Raw genomic sequence first — 16,030 nt, forward strand, 5'->3', positions numbered from 1 at the left:
AATTTTGCTTATTATAGCCCAAATTCTAAATTAAACACAAAAATGGAGCCAAAATGACTAAGCAAAATTTCATAATGTTAAGTATGGTAACATTTAGCTTATTTTTAAGTGCTTGCGCAAATACCGATCCAAACATCGCAATGACGCCACCGCCGTATGTAGAGCAAATGCCAAACAAAGAAACGGGGCTTGATGTAAATTATGCAGGTTCTATTTTTGGGCGTGGCGATAATCCGTTATTTTCTGATAAAAAAGCCATGAGTGTTAATGATATAGTAACAGTAATAATCCAAGAAAACGCTAACCAAAGTAGCAAAACCAGCAAAAGCACCAAACGAGATAGCACAATTGGGCTTAGTGGCGGAAAATTTACAGGTCCGCAAAATACAAAAATAGGCAATTTAGCAAATAAATTAAACAATTACACAGATATTGGATTTAGCGGTGGTAGCGAGGCTGGATTTAGTGGCTCAGGCTCTACATCGCGGGCTGAAACCTTTACTACTACAATAGCTGCGCGCATTATAAAAGTGCTATCAAATGGCAATTATTTTATAGAAGGTAGCAAAGAAATTTTATTAAATAACGAAAAGCAAATAATGCAAATTACAGGCGTGATTCGCCCTTATGATATCAACCAAAATAACGAAATAAACTCACGCAATGTCTCAGACGCTAAAATAATGTATATCACGCAAGGCGATTTACACAAAAGCACCTCAAAGCCTTGGGGAACAAAAGTAGTTGAAACCATTTGGCCGTTTTAATTAAAATTTTAAAATTTGCGCCTTTATTGCGCAAATTTTAATGCTAAAAGTTAAAATTTTAATACTCTTAATTTTTCATACCCAAAAATACAAATAATTTAAGTTAGATTTTGTAATAATCCCAAATTTTAATTAAATTTTAATTAAAGGTAACACAATGAAACACGGTGATTTTACCCAGCTAGCCAAACACTATCACAACCGCCCTGCGTATTCGCCACTGCTACTTAGCAAGCTTATTGCTTGTATAAATGATGATGGCAAAAGCGCACAAAATTTACAAGTTGTAGAAGTCGGTGCTGGCACGGGCAAGCTAACAACAATGCTAGCAAGGGATTTTGGGTTTAGCGTAAATGCTATCGAGCCAAATGATGCGATGAGAAATGAAGGCGAAAAAGCCACACAAGGACTAAGTGTCAAATGGGCAAAAGGTAGCGCAGAGCAAACAAATCTCCCCGCGAATTTGGCCGATTGGCTTATAATGGCTAGTTCATTTCACTGGACAGATCCTAGCAAATCTTTGCCTGAATTTGCACGCGTGCTAAAAAGCCACGAATTACAGGGGGGGGGGGGGTCGTATTTTACGATTATCTACAATCCCCGCGATATAAAAGAAGGCTCAATTTTTTATGAAATCGAGCAAGAGATTAAGGATATTGTTCCAGAGCTTAATCGAGTAAGTAGCGGAACGCAAGATACAAAAAAATGGGACGAAGTGCTTATTAGCACAGGGCATTTTACAGACTGCGTTTTTATGGAGTGTGCTTATAGCGAAATATGGAGCAAAGAGCGATATATGGGAGCTTGGCACTCTGTAAATGACATACAAGCCCAAGCAGGGCAAAAGAGATGGGAGCAGATTTTAGCGATGATAGAGTCTAAAATCGCACCATTTGACAAGCTAGAAATTCCTTATAAAATTCGCTCTTGGACAGTGCGCAAGGTTTAAAAGGCAAATCTGCTTTGTGCTGGGTTTTCTTAATAAAAAAGGGACAAAATGAAACAAGAAAAATTAGTTGAAAATGTGTGGGATTACAGCAAACACGCGAAATTTTATGAATTTCGCCCAAATTACGCGCCAAAAAGCATTGATATGCTTATAGCGCTCGTAAGTAAAGGCGCAACTTCGCTTAAAGTTGCTGATATTGGTGCTGGGACAGGAAATCTAAGCATAATGCTTTGTGAGAGGGGCTTAAAAGTGATAGCAGTAGAGCCAAATGATGCGATGCGAGAAATTGGCATTGCTCGCACAAAGGGGCAAAATATAGAGTGGGTGCGTGCTACTGGGCTTGAAAATGGCTTAGAAAGTGGCGCATTTGACTGGGTAACCTTTGGCAGCAGTTTTAATGTGATGGATAGAAACGAAGCGTTAAAGCAAACACATAGGTTGCTAAAAAATGATGGTTACTTTTCTTGTATGTGGAATCACAGGGATTTAAACGACCCTTTACAAGAAAAGGCAGAAAACATCATCAAAGAATTTGTGCCAGATTATACGCGTGGCATTAGACGCGAAGACCAACGCCCTATTATTGAGGCGCACAAAGAGCTTTTTGATGAAATTTCGTATTTAGAGCAGGATTTTTATTTCACGCAAAGTTTGCAAAATTATATTTTGGCGTGGCAGAGTGTAAAAAATCCTTATTGGGATTTAGAAACTGATGCGGGCAAAGATTTATTTGCGCGAATTTGTGAGAGATTTAAAGAAAAATTACCAAATGAATTTCGCATAAAATACACCACAAGGTGTTGGAGCGCGAAAAAGGTGTGAGAGCAAAAGGACAAAAATGCAAAAGCTTAAATTCCAAAGCAAAGGCAGAAATTTGCTTGCATTGCAAGGGCTTTTGAGTAATGGCGAGGTTTTGCCATTACTCATTTTAAGCAAAAAAGATTTGCCAAAAAAAGATGATGAAAACGAAGAGAAAAATAAGGCACAAATTTTTGCCAAAATTCAAGCTTTAAATTCCAAACGCATTATTGTCCGCTCATCATCTTGCGATGAGGATAGCCACACGCACTCAAATGCTGGGGCATTTTTAAGCAAGGCAAATATCAAAAGCGATGATAAAAATGCTGTGTTTAATGCCTTAGAAGAGGTTGCAAATTCTATGCCAAATGACAATGATGAAATTTTGATTCAACCCTTTTTACAAAACATTGTCGCTTGTGGCGTGGCATTTAGCGTGGATAAGGATAATTTTGCGCCTTATTTTTGCATATCTTATGATGAAAGCGGAAGCAGCAACGCCATCACAGATGGCAGCAGTAAAGAAAGTAAGAATTTTTTTGCTTACAAAGATGAAATTGATAAAATCACTGACAAAAAAATGGCACAACTTATAGCGATGATAAAAGAGTGTGAAAAACTTTTTTCTTGTGAGTTTTTGGATATAGAATTTGCCTTTGCAAATCTTGGAGACAAAGAAATTCTTTATTGTTTGCAAGTGCGCCCACTTGTAATGAATAATAAACTAAATTTATTCAAATCGTTGCCAAAAGAAGCATTAGGTAGGCTCTATCGTAGGTTAGAAAATTTACAAGAAAAAAGATGGGGCGTGCTTGGGGAGCAATTTATCTTTGGAATTATGCCTGATTGGAATCCTGCCGAAATCATCGGCACTCGTCCTAAACGCCTTGGGCTTAGCCTTTACAAAGCTATCATCACGGACAATATCTGGGCGTATCAGCGTGATAATTACGGATATAGGGACTTGCGAAGCCACCCTTTAATGCACTCGTTTTTAGGAATGCCCTATATCGATGTGCGACTTAGTTTTAACTCTTTTGTGCCAAAAGATTTAGATGAAAAAATTGCCGAAAAATTAGTAAATTTCTATTTACAAAGCCTTATAAATTCGCCACATTTGCACGATAAAATCGAATTTTTTATCGTGTATTCGTGCTATGATTTTAACAGCCCCAAAAAACTTAAAAAATTACTCCAAAATGGCTTTAATGAAAACGAGATTAAAAGACTTGAATTTGCGCTTTTAAATCTCACAAATGACATTATAAATCCTAAAAATTCATTATTTAGAAAGGATATCGCAAAGGCGCATAAATTAAGCGTGGCTTTTGAAAGTGTTAAAAATTCAAATTATTCTTTAATAGATAAAATTTATTGGCTTTTGGAGTGTTGCAAACGCTACGGCACTTTGCCTTTTGCTGGTGTGGCTAGGGCTGGATTTGTAGCAATGCAAATGCTAAATTCGCTCGTAGAAATAGGCTTTTTAAGCAAAAAACAAAAAGAGGATTTTTTAAATTCTTTAAACACCATAAGCAAAAAACTCTCAACCCAAAGCGTAAATTTAAACGCACAAAATAAAAATGAGTTTTTAGCACAATTTGGACATTTGCGCGCTGGCACTTATGACATACTTTCTCCGCGCTATGACAAGGCGTTTGAAAAATACTTTTCATATCATACAAACACGCAAAAACCAAAAAAGAAAGCGTTTAGGCTAGATTCTAACAAAATGAAAGAATTAGACACGCTTTTAACACAAAATGGCTTAAAGATAGATTCGCAAGCCTTTTTTAGCTTTTTAAAAGACGCTATAGAAGGACGAGAAAGCGTGAAATTTGAGTTTAGCAAACTTTTAAGTTATGCGATAGAACTCATAGGCGAACTTGGCGCGTATTATGATATAGACAAAGAAAATATGGCGCATTTAGATATTCAAAGCATTTTTACGCTGTATTCATCTCTTTATCCTAAAAACCCAAAAGAGCGGTTTTTAGACGAGATTGCGCGACACAAAAGTGAGTATAAAATCACCCTTGCGCTCAAACTCCCGCCACTGCTTTATGAACCAAAGCAAGTATATCACTTTTTTACGCAAACTTCTTTGCCAAATTTTATCACTCAAAAAAGCATAAGTGCTAAAATAGCCTTTGAAAATGATGAGAATTTAGAGGGAAAAATCGTGTTGATTAAGGCGGCTGACCCTGGGTATGATTATTTGTTTTCTAAAAATATCGCTGGGCTAATTACTTGCTATGGCGGAGCAAACTCACATATGGCAATCCGTGCAAGCGAGCTTGCCTTGCCATCAGTCATCGGTGTAGGTGAAGAAAAATTTATGCAATTAAGCAAAGCAAAAATCATTCAAATTGAGTGTGCAAGCGAGCAAATACTATGTTTATAGCTATCTCTCAAAGACTTGCAACACAAGAGTCTTACAAAGAGTTAAGACAAATTTTAGCATTAGAATGGGGACATCTTTTTAAGAGTGAATTTAAAGGCTTTTTGCCCCTGCCTTTGTGTTTTGAGATTCCATTTTCTAGTTATGAAAGCGCGATAAAAGCTTGCATTTTAAGTGGCGGAAATGATTTAAGCGAATTTGATGAAAGCATAGAAAATAAAATGCGCGATGATTATGAAAGACAAATTTTAAAGCGTTGTATAGAGCTTAAAATGCCTGTTTTAGCCATTTGCCGCGGGGCGCAGTTTATGGCGCATTTTTTTGGCAGCACATTAAAGCCTTGTCAAAATCATATAGGTTCGCATTTGGTGCGTGATATTTGGGGAAGTGAGTTTAGGGTGAATTCTTTTCATCGTTATGCGATTGCGAATTTGGGTGCGGATTTAAAATGTTTAGCACTCGCACAAGATAAAACAACCGAAGCGTTTAAACATAAGAATTTGCCCTTTTACGCGCTTATGTGGCATATTGAGCGGGAAAATGGTTTAAATGATACAAGGATTTTAAATCAATTTAAACACGAAATTTTAAATTTTAAAGGTTTGCAAAAATGAAAGTAGCAAAGGCGTTGATTTTAGCAGCTGGCTTTGGCTCGCGCCTTATGCCACTTACCAAAAATGTGCCAAAAACGATGGTAGAGTATAAGGGAAAAAAGATTATAGACTATGAGATACAAGCCTTGCAAAATGCTGGCTTTAAAAGCGATGAAATCGCCGTTGTAGGCGGATATAAATTTGAAATTTTGCGCGAGTATTTAGAGCAAAATTTCGGCTTAAAACACTTTTTTGAAAACAAAGATTACGCAAGCACAAATATGCTCCACTCGCTATTTTGCGCTAGGGATTTTTTGCTTGAATGCAAAAAACAAAAACAAGACATTATCATTTCTTATGCAGATATTGTGTATTTTGCGCCTTGTGTTGTGGCGCTGCGTAAAAAAAATGCGGATATGGCAATTTGCGTTGATAAAGAATGGAAAAGGCTTTGGAGTGCGAGATTTGATGATATTTTAAGCGATGCTGAAACCTTAAAAATGCGCGATTGTAATGGGGAATTTTATATTACAGAACTTGGCAAAAAGCCCCAAAATTTAGATGAAATTCAAGCACAATATATGGGACTTTTTAAATTTTCACATAAGTTTTTGGATAAGGTTATCGCCCTTTATGATAGCCTAGATAAAAATGCGATTTTTGACACACAACCTTATAATAACATTTATATGACGAGCTTTTTGCAAGCGTTGATTGATAAATATCATAATGCAAAAGCAGTGATAGTTAGCGGTGGCTGGTGCGAGATAGACTTTAAGAGTGATTTAGAAGTGGAGGTTGTGAAATGAAAAAAGGTGCTGTGACATGGCTTTGTGGTTTGGCTGGTAGCGGAAAAAGCACTTTGGCAAGGGCTTTAAATGAACTTTTAAAGGCAAAATTTGACAATGTTATTTATTTGGACGGCGATGAATTACGAGAGATTTTAGAGCATTTTTCTTATGAGAAACAAGGGCGTATTGATATGGCAATCAAACGCTCAAAACTAGCAAATTTTTTAAGCAAACAAGGGCAGATTGTTATCGTTAGCACGATTTCGCTTTTTAATGAAGTGTATGAATTTAACCGCGCGAATTTGCAAAATTATTTTGAAGTTTTTGTTGAGTGTGAATTTGAGGAACTAAAAAGACGCGACCAAAAAGGACTTTACACAAAAGCACTTAGTGGTGAAATAGCAAATGTCGTAGGCGTTGATATTGCCTATGATACGCCTAGTCCAAATTTTACAATAAACAATACCAAAACAATAGATTTAGACAAAAAAAGCGCCTTGATATTGAGTGAGTTTGAGAAATTTTTAAAATCATAGGTAAAAAAATGAATCAAAATTATAAAACTAGCAAAATACCTTCACAAATTATTAAATTTATCCTAAAAACTACTTACACAAATTTTAAATTACATCAAAATTTGCCTATAAAATTTTTGTGCGGCCGGCTAAACGAGAGAGAGAGAGAGAGAGAGAGTAAGTCCGCACACTACATTTATTTATATTATTACAATCTACAATTTTGCGTGTTTGCAAATAAATGCGCCGCAAAACCTTTCACACAGCTTTTTGCATTGCAACAAGGAAATATCCTATGCCACGTAAAATAGTCTATGTCGCAATGAGCGCTGATTTAATCCACCCAGGACATATCAATATCTTAAAAATCGCCAAAGATTACGCCAGCAAGATAAAAGGCGAGGTGGTAGTAGGCTTGCTTACCGATAAAGCCATAGCTTCGTATAAGCGCTTGCCTTATATGAATTACGAGCAACGCAAAGCCGTGCTAGAATCCATCGCGCTAATTGATAGAGTAATCCCACAAGATACGCTAAGCTATGAGGGCAATATCCGCCTTTTAAAGCCAGCTTTTGTTATACACGGCGATGATTGGAAAAGTGGAGCGCAGGTTAAAACGCGCCAAAATGTGCTTGATACACTTGCCGAGCTAGGTTGTGGCGAGCTTATCGAGCCGCACTACACGCAAGGCATTAGCTCCACGCAGTTAAACGAAAATGCCCGCGCTATCGGCATTAGCACTAATGCTAGACTCTCACTTTTGCGCCGTCTTATTAGCGCTAAAACCCCTTTGCGCTTTATAGAAACACACTCGGCACTTTCAGCACTTATAGCCCAAAACGCCTTTGTTAATCGCAATGGCACAAAGGTTGAATTTGACGGCTTTTGGAGCAGTTCTTTGACGGATTCAACAAGTCGTGGCAAGCCAGACATAGAGGCTGTGGAGCTACAAAGCAGGCTAAATACCATAAATGAAATCTTTGAAGTAACCTCCAAGCCACTTATTTACGATGCTGACACAGGTGGGAAAATCGAGCATTTTACCTTTGCGGTGCGGAGTTTGGAGCGCACGGGGGTGAGTGCTTGTATCATCGAGGATAAAACGGGCTTAAAGAAAAATTCACTTTTAGGCAATGAAGTAGCACAAACCCAAGATGATATAAAGGATTTTTGCGACAAAATCCGCGCAGGCAAAGAAGCGCAAATCACAAGTGATTTTATGATTATAGCAAGGATTGAGAGTTTGATTTTAGACAAAGGAATGGAGGACGCGCTAAATCGGGCGTTTGCCTATGTCGATGCGGGGGCTGATGGGATAATGATACACTCACGCCACAAAAGCCCAAATGAAATTTTAGAATTTATCGCTAAATTTCGAGCTAAAAATTCACTAACGCCCATCGTAATCGTGCCGACAAGTTTTAATGAAATCACAGCGCAAGAACTTGGCGAGGCTGGGGCAAATATCATCATCTATGCAAACCACTTACTTAGAGCTGGCTTTGTGGCGATGAAAGAAGTAGCCCAAGGGATTTTAGAAAATGACAAAAGTGCAGAGATAGAGTCTAAATGTATGAGCGTAAAAGAGATTTTATCTTTAATCCCCGGGACAATATAGTGTCAATTTAGCGGATAAAAGCACGAATTTGTAAATTAAAATTTAAAGGATAAAAATGGCAAAAATTGTGATTTTTGGTGCAGGCAACTGCGGACGGCTAATCGCCCAAAACCTTGCTGGCAAGGGCGAGGAAATTGTTTGTTTTATCGACAACGACCCACTTAAAGCAAATGCTAGCGTTACACTAATGCTTAATAATGGGGGGGGGGGGGCGATAACGCATTGAGCGAGCCGCTTAAAATCCACACAAGCGAAATTTTAAAAACACTAAATTTTGATAGTGTGATTGTTGGCACTTTTACGGGATTTTATGAAATCCGTGCGCAACTTGAATCTATGGGAATCCCGCGCCACAAAATCGATGTCAGCCACATTGAATTAAGTGTGCGTGCAAGGGAGGCGTTTTTGCAAGATTTTGCAAAAGAAATAAACGCTCAAAATTTAGCGGGCAGTGTCGCAGAGCTAGGCGTGTATCGTGGCGATTTTGCACGGCGTATCAATGAATGCTTTAAGGACAAAACGCTTTATTTGTTTGATACTTTTGAGGGCTTTGAGAACAAGGATTTAACCCAAAGCAAAGATGGCAAAATGGGCGCAAATCTTGGCAAAAAGCACTTTTCAAATACAAGTGTAGAACTTGTGCTAGGCAAAATGCCTTATCCAAAGCAATGCGTTATCAAAAAAGGCTGGTTTCCACAAAGTAGCGCAGGCTGTGAAAATGAGCGGTTTTGCTTTGTGAATTTAGACGCGGATTTGTATGAGCCGATTTTGGCTGGATTAGAATTCTTTTATCCTAAAATGGTTCGCGGAGGCGTGATTTTAATCCACGAGTATTTTTCAGCTGGTTATGTGGGCGTTAAAAAGGCTGTGAATGAATTTGCGCATAAATTTGGGCTTTGTAATTTTCAGAAGCTACCCATAGGCGATAATTTAAGCATAGCAATCATTAAAATTTAAGGAAAAAAATGAAAACAGAGGTTTTTGGTGCGAGGTTAAAGGGGCTAGGATTTAGCGATTTTATCGGCGTGCCGTGTAGTTATCTTGCACCGCTGATAAATTGGGCGATAAACGAAAACGCTTTTATAATGGCAAACAACGAAGGCGAAGCAGTGGCAATGGCTAGTGGGATTAGTTTAAGCTCACTTTGTAATAAAACGCGCCGTTATGGCGTGGTGCTTATGCAAAATAGCGGGCTTTCAAACGCACTTTCGCCCTTAACAAGCCTAAATCATACCTTTGAAATTCCTATACTTGGTTTTGTTTCTTTGCGTGGCGAGCCAAACGAGCAAGGGCAAAACACCGATGAACCGCAGCACGAATTGCTTGGGCGTATCACAGATAAGCTACTTAAAATTTGCGAAGTAGAATGCGCCTTTTTAGACTCTCAATTTGAAGTGGCGTGCGAGCAACTAACAAGGGCTAAAAAGGTGCTTGAATCAAACAAAAGTTTTTTCTTTATTGTGCGCAATAATTGCTTTGAAAAAGTAGCGCTTACAAACAATCCGCTGAATTTAAATTTGAAAAATTCATCATCACAAGAATTTGCGTCAGTGGATTTTTTTGAGCGCGAGCAAGAGAGCCAAAAACCTACGCGCTTACAAGCTTTACAAATTATCCAAAATCTTAGCAAAGATTGTGCTATTTTTGCCACCACAGGCAAATGCGGGCGCGAGCTTTATGAGCTAGAAGATAGAGAAAATCAGCTTTATATGGTAGGTTCTATGGGTTGTGTGAGTGCTTTGGGGCTTGGTGTCGCGCTTAAATCAAGCAAAAAAATCATCGCCATTGACGGCGATAGTGCCTTGCTTATGCGACTTGGTGCGTTAAGTGGCAATGGCTATTACGCAAAGGTTGCTAATAAGGGAAATTTTTGCCATATCTTGCTTAATAATCAAAGCCACGACAGCACGGGCGGGCAGTTTAATCTTGCCCCATTTGTGAATTTCGCGCAAGTGGCTAAGGCGTGTGAATATAGCACAATAAAAGTTGCGCGAAATTTAAGCGAATTTGCCGCGTTTTTGCAAGAATTTTTAAAGGCAAAAAATGGCGGTGCGTGGTTTATTTACCTACAAATCGCAAAGGGCAGCAAAAAGAATTTAGGACGCCCTAAAAGTGCGCCAAAACAAGTAGCACAAAGATTTAGCGCGTGGCTTAATGAAAGCTAGGATAAATTAAATTTTAAATTTATGGCAAAAAATTTAAGATAATTTTTAAGGAAAATAAATGCGGTTTAACTACCACAACCCCGTTAAAATCCACTTTGGCGTAAAATGGCTAGAAGCGGTAGAAAATTTAGCCCAAAGGCTAAAAGATACGAAATTTTTACTCATCACAAGTCAGGGTTTTAGCAAAAGAGGATTAAGCGCACAAATTCAAAATGTGCTTGCAAAACAGCTTGCGGGCATTGTTGATGAGATTACGCCAAATCCGCAAATAAAGCATTTACAAAGCATTAAGGCAAAGTTATGTGATTTTGATGCAATCATAGCTCTTGGCGGAGGAAGCGTGATAGATAGTGCGAAATTTTTAAGCGTAGATAGTGTTTTTGAAAATGATAATTTTACAATCAAATCACAACCCAAAAAACTTTTTGCCTTTGCCACTACTTCTGGCACTAGCTCCGAGCTCACGCATTGGGCAACCGTGTGGGACAATGACGCTTTTGTTAAACACTCTTTAAACGATGAGATTCTCTATCCACAAGAGGCGATTTATGACCCAAATTTGACGCTAAGTCTGCCACGCCAAACCACTATCTACACGGCACTTGATGCTTTAAGCCATAGTTTTGAATCCATTTGGAACAATAACGCAAACCCCATTTCCACGCATTACGCGCTGATGGCGATTGAGATTATTTTGCGTGATTTAGTGGAGTTAAGTCAAAATTTACACTCACTTCAACTTCGCTCAAATTTAATGTTAGCAAGCATTTACGCTGGACTTGCTTTTTCTAACACACAAACCGCGCTAGCTCACGCATTGAGCTATCCGCTGACTATGCGTTTTGGCACGCCACACGGATTAGCGTGTAGTTTTAGCTTGCCCTTGCTTTTAGAATGCTTACCACGCAAAAGCCACGCTTTCGTGCTTTTGTCGCCATTTAAGCCACAACTTTTGCAAATCTTTGACAAGCTTGAAATTTCTATTTTGCCAAAAGATTATGGTTTAAACGATGAATTTATCGATGAAATTTTTAGCACACTCAATTCGCGTGCAAAAAACGGCGTTTTTGATATAAGCTTAGTTAAAGCAAAACTCAAAAACCCTTAATTAAAACAAAATTTTAATCTTTAAAATTTTAAAATTTCAAGCATTTTTATCCAAATCCTCAGCCACTTGTGCGGCAATGCGTAATTTTGAGCTATCAAAATGCGTGTAAATGCGCGATGTATCAAGGCTAGAATGCCCGAGCGCTTCTTGAACTAGCACTAAATCTTTTTGCTTTTTATAAAGCATAGTAGCAAAGGTATGGCGGAGCATATGCGCGCCGTTTTTTTCCTTGCGTATCCCAGCACAAAACAACACCTGCTCGACAATACGGCTAATATATGCTTGCGTAAGATGCGTGCCTTTGGAATTTGTAAAAAGCAGGCCATCGCTACTTGCATAATTTATCCCCATTTCATCAATTAAATGCTCTATCAAATGCCTTTTAATCATCACAATGCGATATTTGTTACCCTTGGCGCGTATGCGAATGGTGAATATATCGCCATCTGCTGTAATGTCGCGCCTTTTTATATTTAATGCCTCGCTTACGCGAATGCCTGTAAAAATGATAATCTTAATAATCAAACGATTTCTAGCGGTATTTTTTTTAAAATCCATCTCATCAATGGCGTTTAAAAATTTATGCACCTCATCTTCATTCATAAACTCAGGCAATTTCACGCCCTTATTGCCAGTAATTCCGCCCCAATTTTTTAGCTCTATATCATAAACATGCGCCTTGCCGTTTTCATCGTTTTGGCGGCTAAGGTATTTAAAAAAATTAATTGTCGCCATACGAAAATTTTTTTTGCTAGCATCTGATAGCGCGCCTGTCGTGCTTGCAAGCACTTCGCTAATTAACTCTTCATCGATTTGTGCCAAGCTAGTTAAGCCATAAAAACCCAAAACTTCATAAATTTTTTTAAGTGGCGCAAAATAAGTATTCACGCCAGCTAGTCCAGCATTTCTAGCTTTTTTTACTAAGCCATCTAGCTGGTTTATATTTTTTACGCCTTTTGTTAGTTCGTAGTTTATGCTAGCTAGCACGGCAGGTTCGCGTAATTCTTTATTTGAAAGTGTGGTTAGTTTATATTTTACAAAGCGAGCAATCCAAAAAAGCAAGCTATCTTTAAAATTTTCTTTACAATCAAGTTTATATTTCATTTTATCTCTTTTGGCTAAGGTGCTGATTTAAAATTTGAAAGAAATGCGATTATAGCGAGTTTTTATTAAATTATGCAAGTTTTATGCGCTCTTTATAATCTGGCATAAAACTAGCTATATAATCATAAAAACTTTTTTGATGATGATTAAAACGCAAGTGTGCTAGTTCGTGTAACACCACATATTCAGCAAATTTTGGATCCTTATGAATTAACGCGGTGTTTAAGTTGATGTAAGCTTTTTTGTGATTACAGCTACCCCAGCGCGTTTTCATTTTTTTAAAACTTACGCGCTTTATTGGCTTATTAATTAGCTTGGCATAATGCGATATATACGCATTTAGCATAATTTTAGCCTGCTCTTTTAAATAATCTTGTAAGCTTGCTTGATCTTTTGCGGTGATATTAAAAAGCCAAATCTTTACGCCATTTATATTTTCATCAAAACTAAGCTTATATTTTTGGCCTTTATATAAAATTTCATTTGCGTTTATGGAGTTTTGCTTGATTTTGGCGGTGGTTTTGCGTAGCCAGCTAAGATTTAATTCTAAAAATTCAAAAGCAGATTTTTGCGAGGTAAAAAGTGGCACATTTAAGCTTATATCGCCATTTTTAGCCACTTTCAAGCGCAGATATTTTACATTTTTTTTAAATATTTTAATCTCAAATTCATAAAATTTCATATATTTAAAATTTTAAATAATCTTAAAGCCTTTTTAATCCAAAAGCTTTAAGATTTTTAGGCTAATTATTTAAGCACTAAGCCCATTGTCATTTCACCGCGCATTATCCATACCATCGAGCGTTTGCCGATTTTTTGCGTGTTTGTTAGCTCTGCTTTTAAATCGCTTACTTTTTCAATGGCGCGTTGATTTACTTGCACGATTAAATCGCCTTTCATAAAGCCTACATTTTTAGCTTGTGAATTATCTTCTACTTTTGTTACTACCACGCCTTTTGCGTTTTGTGAGATTTGAAATTTCTTGCGGATATTATCTGTTAGATTAGCTACTTCTAGCCCAAAAACACTAGCATTTCCAGCACTTATGCTAGAAGAGTTGCCATCTAAATCTGCTAATTTCACCCTCACATTATCAATTTTATTTGCTCTTTCATATGAAATATTTATTTGGCTGTGTGGTTCTAAGGCACCGATGAAATTTTTAAGATTGGTTGCGCTGTCTATTATTTTATCATTTACTTTAATTATTAAATCTCCGCGTTTTAGTCCTGCTTTATCGGCTGGACTGCCTTCTTGGACGCTCATTATTAAAGCGCCTTCTTTATTTAAATACAGCTCTTTTTGATCGTTTGTGAGATTGCCAATACTTACGCCTATATAGCCACGGGTGATTTTGCCATCTTTAATTAACTTTTGGGCTATATCTTTTACCATATTTGATGGTATGGCAAAACCTATGCCGTTATTACCGCCACTTCTGCTTAAAATGGCTGAGTTTATGCCAACTAACGCGCCTCTACTATCTACAAGCGCACCGCCTGAATTACCAGGGTTAATGCTCGCATCTGTTTGGATAAAATCTTCATATTGATTTAAGCCAATATTATTTTTATTTAAGCCTGAGATTATCCCCTGACTTATGCTCCCGCCTACTCCAAAAGGATTGCCAATAGCAAATACAACATCACCTTCAAGCAGTTTTGAGCTATCAGCAAAACTAATGGCTAAAAAATCTTTGCCTTCAATTTTAATAATTGCTAAATCCGTTTTAGAATCTGTGCCGATGATTTTGGCTTTATATTCTTTTGAGCTATCTAGCATTGTTACGCTTATTTCATCGCTATCTTCAACCACATGGTTATTTGTTACGATATAGCCGTCATTTGAGATTATCACGCCTGAGCCTAAACCGCTTGTTTTTTGGCTTTTTTGATTTTGTGGGGTATTAAATTTAAAGCCAAAAAATTCTTCAAAAAACGGATCATTAAAAGGGCTTAGAGCGTGAAAATTAGTTTTGATTGTGCGAGATGTGGAGATATTTACTACTGATTTTTTTGCAGCACTTATGGAGCTAGAAAAGCTTAGCACTCCGCCATAATCAGCCGGATTAGAGCGCGCATAATCGCTAGGTGCATCTTTAAAACTAATGCTAGCCGCGCTTAAAATCCCGCACATAAACAAAGATAAAAATGCTTTTTTCATATTTTAATCCTTTATTAAAAAATGTTTTGCAATTATAAGAATTAGCCTTAAATCGCAAATAAATGTAAAATAAATACCAAAAATTTTAAAAACTTGAGTAAATTTGACTAAGGTTTTATGATATAATCACGCGCAAAAATTATAAGTGAGGTAAAAGCAATATGAATAACAGCTTATACGAAACCCTAGGTGTCCAAAAAGGCGCAAGTAGCGAAGAGATCAAAAAAGCCTACCGCAAATTAGCACGCAAATATCATCCTGATGTAAATAAAGATGAAGGTGCCGAAGAAAAATTTAAAGAAATCAACGCCGCTTATGAAATTTTAAGCGATGAAAATAAAAGAAAACAATACGACACGCACGGCGATTCAATGTTTGGCGGGCAAGATTTTCACAAATTTTATCAAGGCAATGGTGCTGATATAAATGATATTTTAAATAGTATTTTTGGTGGCGGTTTTAGTAGCAAAAAGCGAGCAAGTTTTAGCCAAGATGGTTTTGGGGGATTTGAGTTTGATAGATTTAGTGGGCAAAATTTCGCCTTTAATAATAGAATGAATGCTGGCGCTAGCTTGGATATAAATTATGAAATCAGCATAAGTTTAGAAGATGCTGTAAATGGCGCTAAAAAAAGCATTGATATAAATGGAGTTGCCATTAGTTTTAAAATCCCAGCAGGCATTAATGATGGCGAAAAACTTAGGCTAAAAGGCAAGGGCAGAAGTTATAAAGGGCAAAATGGCGATGCTATTTTAATGGTAAAAATCAAAACAGATGAAAATTTTAAACGCGATGGAGATGATTTATACGCAAACCTTGAAGTGCCGTTAAAAACAGCACTTTTTGGAGGTAGCATAAGCGTTCATACCTTTAAAAAAGATGTGAGTTTAAAAATCGCCCCTGGCACAAAAAACGCTCAAAAAATCCGCATCAAAGGCTATGGCGTGCCAAATCGCAAAAGCGGGATCTTTGGCGATTTATATCTTAGCGTGAGCGTGGTTTTACCAGATGTTAATACTCTTGATTTAGAGCTAAAAAAACTACTCCAAGAAAGGCTATAA

16 protein-coding genes are annotated in these 16,030 nt (G+C 37.4%); 13 read left to right on the plus strand and 3 right to left on the minus strand.

Annotated elements, in window-relative coordinates; translation table 11 throughout:
* The first annotated feature begins 53 nt into the window (after nt 1-53).
* From flgH to CINF_RS06765, 12 genes are all read left to right on the plus strand, one after another.
* Nucleotides 54-767, plus strand: a complete 714-nt coding sequence (flgH, locus tag CINF_RS06715; RefSeq protein WP_179974980.1) for a flagellar basal body L-ring protein FlgH — start codon at nt 54-56, stop codon at nt 765-767.
* Nucleotides 768-924: 157 nt separating this feature from the next.
* Entirely contained in the window at nt 925-1,716 is a 792-nt protein-coding gene (locus CINF_RS06720) for a class I SAM-dependent methyltransferase (protein WP_179974981.1), read from the plus strand.
* Nucleotides 1,717-1,764: 48 nt separating this feature from the next.
* Nucleotides 1,765-2,538 carry a class I SAM-dependent methyltransferase gene (locus CINF_RS06725; RefSeq protein ID WP_179974982.1) on the plus strand — a complete coding sequence of 258 codons (774 nt, stop codon included), beginning with the start codon at nt 1,765-1,767 and terminating at the stop codon, nt 2,536-2,538.
* A 16-nt stretch (nt 2,539-2,554) separates the two neighbouring features.
* Nucleotides 2,555-4,915 (plus strand): PEP-utilizing enzyme, encoded by a 2,361-nt coding sequence (locus CINF_RS06730; protein ID WP_179974983.1) that lies wholly within the window; start codon nt 2,555-2,557, stop codon nt 4,913-4,915.
* On the plus strand, nt 4,906-5,526 hold the full coding sequence (locus CINF_RS06735) for a gamma-glutamyl-CDP-amidate hydrolase (RefSeq protein WP_179974984.1): 621 nt from the start codon (nt 4,906-4,908) through the stop codon (nt 5,524-5,526). The genes CINF_RS06730 and CINF_RS06735 overlap by 10 nt, the downstream gene beginning before the upstream one ends.
* Nucleotides 5,523-6,314, plus strand: coding sequence for a phosphocholine cytidylyltransferase family protein (locus tag CINF_RS06740; RefSeq protein ID WP_179974985.1), 792 nt, complete (start codon nt 5,523-5,525; stop codon nt 6,312-6,314). The genes CINF_RS06735 and CINF_RS06740 overlap by 4 nt, the downstream gene beginning before the upstream one ends.
* A complete protein-coding gene (locus CINF_RS06745) occupies nt 6,311-6,832 on the plus strand; it encodes an adenylyl-sulfate kinase (RefSeq protein WP_179974986.1) in 522 nt (173 codons plus the stop codon). Before CINF_RS06740 ends, CINF_RS06745 begins: the two co-directional genes overlap by 4 nt.
* A gap of 274 nt (nt 6,833-7,106) precedes the next feature.
* Nucleotides 7,107-8,429 (plus strand): phosphoenolpyruvate mutase, encoded by a 1,323-nt coding sequence (gene aepX, locus CINF_RS06750; protein WP_240156104.1) that lies wholly within the window; start codon nt 7,107-7,109, stop codon nt 8,427-8,429.
* 55 nt (nt 8,430-8,484) lie between these two features.
* Nucleotides 8,485-8,655, plus strand: coding sequence for a hypothetical protein (locus CINF_RS09005; protein ID WP_240156105.1), 171 nt, complete (start codon nt 8,485-8,487; stop codon nt 8,653-8,655).
* Entirely contained in the window at nt 8,652-9,386 is a 735-nt protein-coding gene (locus tag CINF_RS06755; protein WP_420808751.1) for a TylF/MycF/NovP-related O-methyltransferase, read from the plus strand. Before CINF_RS09005 ends, CINF_RS06755 begins: the two co-directional genes overlap by 4 nt.
* Before the next feature lie 8 nt (nt 9,387-9,394).
* Entirely contained in the window at nt 9,395-10,594 is a 1,200-nt protein-coding gene (gene aepY, locus CINF_RS06760; protein WP_179974987.1) for a phosphonopyruvate decarboxylase, read from the plus strand.
* Nucleotides 10,595-10,652: 58 nt separating this feature from the next.
* On the plus strand, nt 10,653-11,702 hold the full coding sequence (locus CINF_RS06765) for a phosphonoacetaldehyde reductase (protein ID WP_179974988.1): 1,050 nt from the start codon (nt 10,653-10,655) through the stop codon (nt 11,700-11,702).
* A 36-nt stretch (nt 11,703-11,738) separates the two neighbouring features.
* On the opposite strand, the gene CINF_RS06770 is transcribed toward CINF_RS06765, so the two are convergent.
* The 3 genes from CINF_RS06770 to CINF_RS06780 all read right to left on the minus strand — a co-directional run bounded on the left by CINF_RS06770 (nt 11,739) and on the right by CINF_RS06780 (nt 14,969).
* Nucleotides 11,739-12,806, minus strand: coding sequence for a tyrosine-type recombinase/integrase (locus CINF_RS06770; protein WP_179974989.1), 1,068 nt, complete (start codon nt 12,804-12,806; stop codon nt 11,739-11,741).
* Between the two features lie 70 nt (nt 12,807-12,876).
* Nucleotides 12,877-13,488: a M48 family metallopeptidase gene (locus CINF_RS06775; RefSeq protein ID WP_179974990.1), complete on the minus strand. Its 612-nt coding sequence runs from the start codon at nt 13,486-13,488 to the stop codon at nt 12,877-12,879.
* A gap of 65 nt (nt 13,489-13,553) precedes the next feature.
* Entirely contained in the window at nt 13,554-14,969 is a 1,416-nt protein-coding gene (locus CINF_RS06780; protein ID WP_179974991.1) for a Do family serine endopeptidase, read from the minus strand.
* Nucleotides 14,970-15,130: 161 nt separating this feature from the next.
* Here CINF_RS06780 and CINF_RS06785 point away from each other — a divergent pair, with 161 nt between their 5' ends.
* Nucleotides 15,131-16,030, plus strand: a complete 900-nt coding sequence (locus CINF_RS06785) for a DnaJ C-terminal domain-containing protein (RefSeq protein WP_179974992.1) — start codon at nt 15,131-15,133, stop codon at nt 16,028-16,030.

Origin of the sequence: Candidatus Campylobacter infans, assembly GCF_013416015.1 — a bacterium.
Lineage (GTDB): Bacteria > Campylobacterota > Campylobacteria > Campylobacterales > Campylobacteraceae > Campylobacter > Campylobacter infans.

What these genes read in the sequence shown, in the direction of transcription:
- flgH (WP_179974980.1), top strand. Translation starts at nt 54, where the DNA reads ATGACTAAGCAAAATTTCATAATGTTAAGTATGGTAACATTTAGCTTA.
- CINF_RS06720 (WP_179974981.1), top strand. Translation starts at nt 925, where the DNA reads ATGAAACACGGTGATTTTACCCAGCTAGCCAAACACTATCACAACCGC.
- CINF_RS06725 (WP_179974982.1), top strand. Translation starts at nt 1,765, where the DNA reads ATGAAACAAGAAAAATTAGTTGAAAATGTGTGGGATTACAGCAAACAC.
- CINF_RS06730 (WP_179974983.1), top strand. Translation starts at nt 2,555, where the DNA reads ATGCAAAAGCTTAAATTCCAAAGCAAAGGCAGAAATTTGCTTGCATTG.
- CINF_RS06735 (WP_179974984.1), top strand. Translation starts at nt 4,906, where the DNA reads ATGTTTATAGCTATCTCTCAAAGACTTGCAACACAAGAGTCTTACAAA.
- CINF_RS06740 (WP_179974985.1), top strand. Translation starts at nt 5,523, where the DNA reads ATGAAAGTAGCAAAGGCGTTGATTTTAGCAGCTGGCTTTGGCTCGCGC.
- CINF_RS06745 (WP_179974986.1), top strand. Translation starts at nt 6,311, where the DNA reads ATGAAAAAAGGTGCTGTGACATGGCTTTGTGGTTTGGCTGGTAGCGGA.
- aepX (WP_240156104.1), top strand. Translation starts at nt 7,107, where the DNA reads ATGCCACGTAAAATAGTCTATGTCGCAATGAGCGCTGATTTAATCCAC.
- CINF_RS09005 (WP_240156105.1), top strand. Translation starts at nt 8,485, where the DNA reads ATGGCAAAAATTGTGATTTTTGGTGCAGGCAACTGCGGACGGCTAATC.
- aepY (WP_179974987.1), top strand. Translation starts at nt 9,395, where the DNA reads ATGAAAACAGAGGTTTTTGGTGCGAGGTTAAAGGGGCTAGGATTTAGC.
- CINF_RS06765 (WP_179974988.1), top strand. Translation starts at nt 10,653, where the DNA reads ATGCGGTTTAACTACCACAACCCCGTTAAAATCCACTTTGGCGTAAAA.
- CINF_RS06770 (WP_179974989.1), bottom strand. Translation starts at nt 12,806, where the DNA reads ATGAAATATAAACTTGATTGTAAAGAAAATTTTAAAGATAGCTTGCTT.
- CINF_RS06775 (WP_179974990.1), bottom strand. Translation starts at nt 13,488, where the DNA reads ATGAAATTTTATGAATTTGAGATTAAAATATTTAAAAAAAATGTAAAA.
- CINF_RS06780 (WP_179974991.1), bottom strand. Translation starts at nt 14,969, where the DNA reads ATGAAAAAAGCATTTTTATCTTTGTTTATGTGCGGGATTTTAAGCGCG.
- CINF_RS06785 (WP_179974992.1), top strand. Translation starts at nt 15,131, where the DNA reads ATGAATAACAGCTTATACGAAACCCTAGGTGTCCAAAAAGGCGCAAGT.